Annotated in this window: 8 protein-coding genes and 1 pseudogene; 8 read left to right on the top strand and 1 reads right to left on the bottom strand. The window is 59.2% G+C overall.

Annotated elements, in window-relative coordinates; translation table 11 throughout:
• Positions 1–351: pseudogene (locus tag JV241A_RS18300) on the bottom strand (transposase); the annotation flags it as partial.
• 38 nt (positions 352–389) lie between these two features.
• Here JV241A_RS18300 and JV241A_RS18295 point away from each other — a divergent pair.
• The 8 genes from JV241A_RS18295 (at position 390) to JV241A_RS18260 (ending at position 7087) form a co-directional block, all read left to right on the top strand.
• On the top strand, positions 390–656 hold the full coding sequence (locus JV241A_RS18295) for a P27 family phage terminase small subunit (RefSeq protein ID WP_134063880.1): 267 nt from the start codon (positions 390–392) through the stop codon (positions 654–656).
• Positions 616–2424: a terminase TerL endonuclease subunit gene (locus JV241A_RS18290; protein WP_134063878.1), complete on the top strand. Its 1809-nt coding sequence runs from the start codon at positions 616–618 to the stop codon at positions 2422–2424. The genes JV241A_RS18295 and JV241A_RS18290 overlap by 41 nt, the downstream gene beginning before the upstream one ends.
• Positions 2421–2609 (top strand): hypothetical protein, encoded by a 189-nt coding sequence (locus tag JV241A_RS18285; protein WP_038995166.1) that lies wholly within the window; start codon positions 2421–2423, stop codon positions 2607–2609. Before JV241A_RS18290 ends, JV241A_RS18285 begins: the two co-directional genes overlap by 4 nt.
• Positions 2610–2611: 2 nt before the next feature.
• On the top strand, positions 2612–3883 hold the full coding sequence (locus JV241A_RS18280; protein ID WP_134063876.1) for a phage portal protein: 1272 nt from the start codon (positions 2612–2614) through the stop codon (positions 3881–3883).
• Entirely contained in the window at positions 3880–4851 is a 972-nt protein-coding gene (locus tag JV241A_RS18275) for a S49 family peptidase (RefSeq protein ID WP_134063874.1), read from the top strand. Before JV241A_RS18280 ends, JV241A_RS18275 begins: the two co-directional genes overlap by 4 nt.
• Positions 4852–4912: 61 nt before the next feature.
• Positions 4913–6226 (top strand): phage major capsid protein, encoded by a 1314-nt coding sequence (locus JV241A_RS18270; protein ID WP_166675716.1) that lies wholly within the window; start codon positions 4913–4915, stop codon positions 6224–6226.
• 52 nt (positions 6227–6278) lie between these two features.
• Positions 6279–6533, top strand: a complete 255-nt coding sequence (locus tag JV241A_RS18265) for a hypothetical protein (RefSeq protein WP_134063872.1) — start codon at positions 6279–6281, stop codon at positions 6531–6533.
• A gap of 2 nt (positions 6534–6535) precedes the next feature.
• Positions 6536–7087, top strand: coding sequence for a hypothetical protein (locus JV241A_RS18260; protein WP_134063870.1), 552 nt, complete (start codon positions 6536–6538; stop codon positions 7085–7087).
• Positions 7088–7106 lie beyond the last annotated feature (19 nt).

Raw genomic sequence — 7106 nt, 5'->3', positions numbered from 1 at the left:
AGCACAACAGATCAACAGGCTCTTCAGAACGAAGCTGATCAATTAACGCGAACGCTCGTGTTCCTCGGCCATCAAGAGCGCGGTGGCCTTTTTTAATATACTTTTTTCCCGTTCCAGGCGATTGATCCGAGCTTCCAGCTCCTGGATTTTCTGCTGTTCGGGCGTCAGCGCTTTACTGGTCGGAGTCACACCGTTTCGCTCTTCCTGAAGCTGGTTAACCCATCGACGCAGGGCCGACTCCACCAGCCCAAGCGAACGGGCTGCTTCGATATGGCTGTAGCCCTGGTCGAGCACCAGACTGGCAGCTTCGCGTTTGAACTCGGGCGTAAAGGAACGACGTTGCTTGGTCATCGGACACCTCTCTCTGGCGAGCATTCTCGCCTAAATGGGTGTCCGGTTTCATTAGACCACTACACTACGCCGAAATTCTTGCCCTGCGCGACCTAGTCGAGACACAGGGGCGCACCTACGAAACCACCAGCACACAGGGTGAGCTGGTTCTCAAGGCGAACCCGGCAGTTGCCATGCTTGCCGACGTCGACCGTCGCTTCAAAAGTTATCTGGTCGAGTTCGGCCTGACTCCGGCCGCTCGATCCAAGGTCCAAGTAAAAGACGATGAGCAGAAAGAAGACCAGTTCGCGGAGTTCTTCGGTTGAAGATCCGGCGACCCAGTACGCCGAGGAAGTGCATTCCGGCCAACGGATAGCGGGGCCCGACATCCGAAACGCATGCGCTCGCCATCTTCGGGATTTAAAGGAAGGACCTAAGCGCGGGCTGATCTGGGATCTGGCAGAGGCCAACAAGGCCATTCGCTTCTATCGCACCGTTCTGAAGCTCAATGGTGGGGAGTTCGAAGGCCTGCCGTTCGAGCTGCTGCCCTGGCAGAAATTCATCGTCGGCAGCATCTTTGGTTGGAAGTCTGAGGATGGCTATCGTCGCTTTCGCGTTGTGTATGTCGAGAGCGGAAAGGGCTCGGGCAAATCTCCCTTGGCCGCCGGCGTCGGGCTGAAAGGACTGGTCAGCGACAATGAGGCTCGCGCCGAGATCTATGCGGCCGCGACCAAGAAGGATCAGGCAATGATCCTGTTTCGTGATGCCGTTGCTATGGTCCAGCAGTCGCCGGAGCTGACCAAGCGGCTCGCCTGTAGCGGCACCGGCCAAAACATCTGGAACCTGGCTTACCTCAAGTCGGGGTCATTCTTTCGCCCGATCAGTTCAGATGATGGCCAGTCCGGCCCAAGGCCGCACATGGCACTGATCGACGAGGTGCATGAGCACAAGACCAACATGGTCGTGGAGATGATGCGAGCCGGCACAAAAAGCCGTAAGCAGGCATTGATCTTCATGATTACCAACAGCGGCTCCAACAAACGCGGGCCGTGCTGGGAATACCACGAGTACGGCACCAGGGTGGCAGCGGGATCATTGATCGATGACGGCTTTTTCGCCTACATCTGCTCGCTTGATGAGGGCGATGATCCCATCAGGGATGAGAGCTGTTGGTTCAAATCAAACCCATCGCTGCAAGACGCCGACCTCCCAGGCATGAAGTACTTGCGAGAGCAGGTCACAGAGGCGCGAGGCATGCCGAGCAAGGAGGCAATGGTGCGCCGCCTGAACTTCTGTGAATGGACTGGCGCAGAGTCGCCCTGGATCTCGTGGGATGTCTGGAGCCAGGCTGAAGAGCGCGTGCCGATGTCGCTGCTGCGCAATCGTCCCAGCGTTGGTGGCTTAGATCTGTCCAGCACGACCGACCTGACATCGTTCGTTTTGCTGTTCTATCCGACCTATGAGGATCCGCACTGGCGGCTGCTCCCGTACTTCTGGATTCCTGACCACGAGCTGGACAAGCGCGAGACCCGCGACAAGGTGCCTTACGCCGCGTGGATCAAATCGAGGGATCTTGAAACAACCCCTGGGCGTGCGATCAGCAAGTTGCACGTGCTGCGCAGGATGCAGACGATCTGCGATTTCTTCCAGGTGGACAAGATTGCATTTGACCGTTGGCGGATCGAAGACATGCGTCAGCTGATGGTCGAGTACGACATCACGCTGCCCGAACTCGTCGAGTTCGGGCAGGGCTTCAAGGACATGGGGCCTGCAGTTGATGAGTTTGAGCGGCGTTTGCTGGGAATGACGGAGCTTCAGCCGGGACCTGAGGATGAAACCGAGGAATTCTTTGACGATGCGGTCTCGACAGAAGCGGTGGAGTCGCTGCGTCATGACGGCAATCCGGTAATGACGTGGTGTGCCGGCAACGCGGTAATCGTTTCCGACCCTGCAAACAACCGCAAAGCAGACAAGGCGAAGGCAACAGGTCGGATCGACGGCATCATCGCCGCGATCATGGCCACGGGCATCAGCGGCGCTGCGTCATCCGGAAGCAACGGCAGTTCCATATACGACGAAGGAGTTGGAGTTTGAACAGCATCGCAATCGCTGCGTGGGTTGCCGGCCTGGTTGGCTTCGGCTCGCTGGTCGCCGGCGTCGCTCTGATCAATGTGCCCGCGGCATTCATTACTGCGGGCTTCGGCCTAATCGGTTGGGCCTGGCTCGCTGACAAAGCGGCCGCTCGCATGCAAATCAATCATAAGCCTGAGGGAGGCTGAGCATGTTCTTCAGCAACCTTCTCGGTGCCAACGAGGGGCTGGTCTCCGATGGGGGAAGCAGCTTTTGGCGGGGCCTGATCGGCTCTAACCGCTCGGCGGCTGGGGTTACGGTAACTCCAGACAGCGCGCTTGCAATTACTGTTCTGCAGACTTGCGTCACGCTTCTGGCCGAGAGCGTGGGCCAGCTGCCACTTGAACTGTATCGCCGACTGGGTGACGGCAAGCGCGAATCTGCTACGGCCCACCCGCTCTATGACGTCCTTCGATATCAGCCAAACCCTTGGCAGACCCCTTACGAGTACCGCGAAGCTGGCCAGCTCGCCTTGGGCTTGCGCGGTAATTGCTACAGCTACATCGAGCGCAACGACGATGGTTCAGTTAAGGCGCTCTATCCGCTGGGCAACGACAAGGTATCGGTACTCAAGGGGGGAGATCTGCGGCCTGTCTATCGGATTGGCGGGCACGATCCTCTGCCTATGCGGCTGGTCCATCATGTGCGATGGCACACCAAAAATCACTACACGGGCCTTTCACCCGTTGAGCTACATGCCGATGCGGTTGGCTTGGCGCAGGCGGTCAGGCAATACGCAGGCAAGTCATTTGCCAATGGCACTGCGGTCAGCGGCGTTATCGAGCGTCCACGCGAGGCGCCGCCCATCAAAGAGCAGGGCAGTATTGATCGGATTCTCGACCAGTGGGGCAACAAGTTCTCTGGGATCGACAACGCAAAAAAGGTCGCAATGCTGCAGGAAGGCATGACCTTCAAACCGGTGTCGATGAACAACGTCGATGCCGAGTTGCTGGGCATCCTCAAGGCCACCGGCCTGGATATCGCCCGGATTTACAAGATTCCACCGCACATGATCAACGAGCTGGAGAAGGCCAGCTACAACAGCCTTGAACAGCTGCTGATCCAATACGTGATCTTTGCCCTGGTGCCGTGGGTCAAGCGCCACGAGCAGGCAATGATGCGCGACTTCCTGCTACCGGCGGAGCGGCGCGAGTACTTCATCGAGTTCAACCTCTCCGGCCTGCTACGTGGCGACCAGAAAAGTCGGTACGACGCCTACGCGATCGGAAGGCAGTGGGGCTGGCTGTCGATCAATGATATCCGGCGGCTGGAAAACATGCCGCCCGTTGCCAACGGCGACAGCTATCTGCAGCCGCTGAACATGACTGACGTCGCCCATGGCCTGCCCAACATGAACAACCCTGACGTCCGCGCCCAGCTCGAGCAGCAGCGCGACGATATCCTGAGGATGCTTGCTGCATGAAACGACATCTGCGCGCTGCCAGCTTGCTGTTCAATCAGCCGCTGCTGACGACACCCGATATGCTGGACCTGGCGGTGCGCTGGGCCAACCAAACCATGAGCCTGAACATCGTCAATCTAGGCGTGGGCGGCGCGGCTGCTAGCCCATTGCTATTCCATGACGAGGAGGATTATCAGGTTGAGCAGGAACGCCGCGAAGAGCAGCGCCGCGCTGCTATCGCCCAGACAGGCGTTGAGGTGATCCCGGTCCATGGGGTACTGGTTAGCCGCGGCAGTCACTTGAATGCCTGCGAAACAATGACCAGCTACGAAGGACTGCGCGCTGCGCTGAACACGGCGGTCGCGGACCCGATGGTTGAGCACATCGTGCTCGATATCGACAGCCCTGGCGGCAGTGCAGTGGGGGCCTTCGAACTTGCCGCTGATATCCGTGCCGCTACCAAATTGAAGCCGATCACCGCCCTGGTCAATTTCATGGCGTATTCCGGCGGCTATCTGATCGCGGCTGCTTGCTCCGAAGTCGTGGTCAGCCTGACGTCGGGCGTGGGTTCCATCGGCGTGATCGCCAGCCACATGGATCGCTCCAAGATGCTCGACGGTATGGGCGTCAAAGTGACCACCGTGTTCGCAGGTGCGCACAAGAACGACTTGAGCCCCAACGAGCCGCTGACCGAAAAGTCCCAGCAAGTCCTCAACGATATCGTCCAGGAGAGCTACCAGCTCTTTACAACGCATGTCGCCGAGTATCGCAACCGTGACGTGGGAGACATCATCGCGACCGAGGCAGCCTGCTATCGCGGCGCAGCGGCTATTGCCGCCGGCCTGGCCGATCGCCTCGAAGCGCCCCAGCTCGCGGTAGACAATCTTTCTCAGGCGGTCGCACTCAGTCGAGCCCAGCGACAAGGCGCCCAACCGCGACAAAGAATCAGTGTGCAAGCCGCAGCGCTCGCCATTCAGATCCAACTCTGACCGCGTTCGCGGCAGTGATACCAACCGCCCACGGGCGGTTTTTTTATGCCCAGGAGGCAGTATGTCCCTCGTAACTCAATTGCGTAGCGAACGCGCCACTCTCAACAGTCAGATCCAGGCCCTGGCCCAGCTTGAAGCCGCGGGCACCTCGCTCAGCGTCGAGCAGTTGTCCCAGTTCGAACAACTCAGCACCCAGTTCAATGCTCTCACGGACAAACTTTCGCGTGCAGAAGCGGCTGAACGAATGGCGACCGCAAGCGCAGTTCCTGTCAGCGAGAGTGCTCAGGGTCTGAATGGTCCACCCAGCAATATCAGCGGTCCGTTCACCGCCAAGCCGGTACCAGGTGCCAACATGGCGCAGATGGTGCGTGTGCTGGCTGCCGCGCGTGGCGACCAGCATGCCGCCGCCAAAATGGCCGCAGATTCCGGCTACAACCCCGAAATCGCCATGGCGCTCAGCACTGTCACACCGGGTGCCGGCGGCGTACTGGTGCCGCAGAACTTCTCCAGCGAAGTGATCGAGTTGCTGCGACCGAAGTCGGTGGTACGCAGCCTGGGCGCTGTGTCGTTGCCGCTGCATAACGGCAACCTGACGGTGCCACGAATCAAGGGTGGTGCAGTCGTCGGTTACATCGGCACTGAAGAAGACATGCCGACCACCGATATGCAGTTTGACGACCTGAAACTCTCGTCGAAGAAGCTGGCGGCCCTGGTGCCGATCAGTAATGACCTGCTGTCGTACTCCGGCACTAACCCAAGTGTCGATCGCCTGGTCGTGAACGACTTGGTGGCGTCCGTAGCGACGGCTGAAGACTTGTCCTTCCTGCGTGGCGCCGGTACCGGAAACCTGCCCAAGGGTCTGCGCTTCTGGGCGCCGGCCTTCAACGTGTTCGCCGCACCGGCGGAAATGACACTGCAAGCTGTGGAGCTCGCACTGTCGGCCTTGATCCTGCGTCTGGAGAATGCCAACTCAAACATGACGGCACCAGGCTTTGCCATGGCGCCCCGCACCAAGCGTTGGTTGGCGGCCCTGCGTGATGGTAACGGCAACAAGGCCTACCCGGAGCTGGATCAAAACATGCTGAAAGGGTTTCCGGTTGGCTCGACTACCCAGATCCCAATCAACCTGGGCGCCGATGGCGATGCTTCGGAAATCCATTTCGCGGACTTCGCAGACTGCTTCATCGGCGAGGACGACGCCATGGTCATCGATTTCAGCAAGGAAGCCACCTACAAGGACAGCAACGGCAACATCATCAGTGCTTTCCAGCGTGATCAGACGCTCGTGCGTGTGATCGCCAAGCATGACTTTGGCCCGCGCCATGTCGAGTCTGTGGCGGTGATGACTGACGTCAAATGGGGCCGCTCGCTGTAAGGCATCCGCCCGGCACGCCGGGCATCCAATACTTGAAACCGGGGAACATCCCATGAGCAAAACGATCGTTACTTTCGAGAAAAACTGGCGCGGCTATGCCGCGGGTGAAACCGCTGGCTTTGACGCTGGTATTGCTGAAAGCTTGATCGGATCAGGCTATGCAGTAGAAGCAGGCAAGCCGGCTTCGAAGAAAGGTAAAGCCGGCGCTGACGGCCCTGCACCTGCAAGCAAAAAGCCTGAGAACGAAGAGGGCTCAGCGCCTGCCGGCAAGGCCAATGAGCAGGTGGACGAAAGCGGGAAGCCGTAATCATGGCTCGCCGCATCTCCTATACAGGGGCGCCGGTGTTGACGCTGGAGCAGGTGGCCTTTCAGTGCAGGGCTGAGCCAGAAGACCTGCAGCCAGAATTGATCGATCAGATCATCATCCCAGGGGTTACCTCCCAGGCCGAATCGAAAACCGGGGCGGCCATTCGTGAGGCGGTTTATGAGGAGGACTGGCCAGCGTCGTATCCGTCGGGGCATTCGCTGGATGTTGGCCAGGTGGTTGCCGTTGAATCGGTGCTGGCCGTCGGCGATGCCGGGCAGGAAAAGGCATTTGAAGGGAGGGTAGAGCTCCGCCAAGAAGGCAAGGAGAGCTATCTGATCTTTCCGGGGGGCAGACCTGAGGGCCGGCTGCGTATTCGCTATCGCGCCGGGGTGGACTTGAAGGCGCACCCGGGTGTTTTGAGCTGGCTGCTGATGGCCGCCGAAACCGCATTTACTCATCGTGGGCTGATGGTCGTTGGCCAGTCGCTGACCGAGTTGCCGTCGAGCTTTATCGACCATCTGATAGCGGACATCACTGTCCCGCCGAGATTTTAGTCATGGCTCTCAGGGAGCC

This window comes from Pseudomonas sp. JV241A (assembly GCF_900275665.1).
GTDB classification, from domain to species: domain Bacteria; phylum Pseudomonadota; class Gammaproteobacteria; order Pseudomonadales; family Pseudomonadaceae; genus Aquipseudomonas; species Aquipseudomonas wadenswilerensis.
Note: the sequence above shows the minus strand (reverse complement) of the source record. Positions and strands in the feature narration are given on the sequence as shown.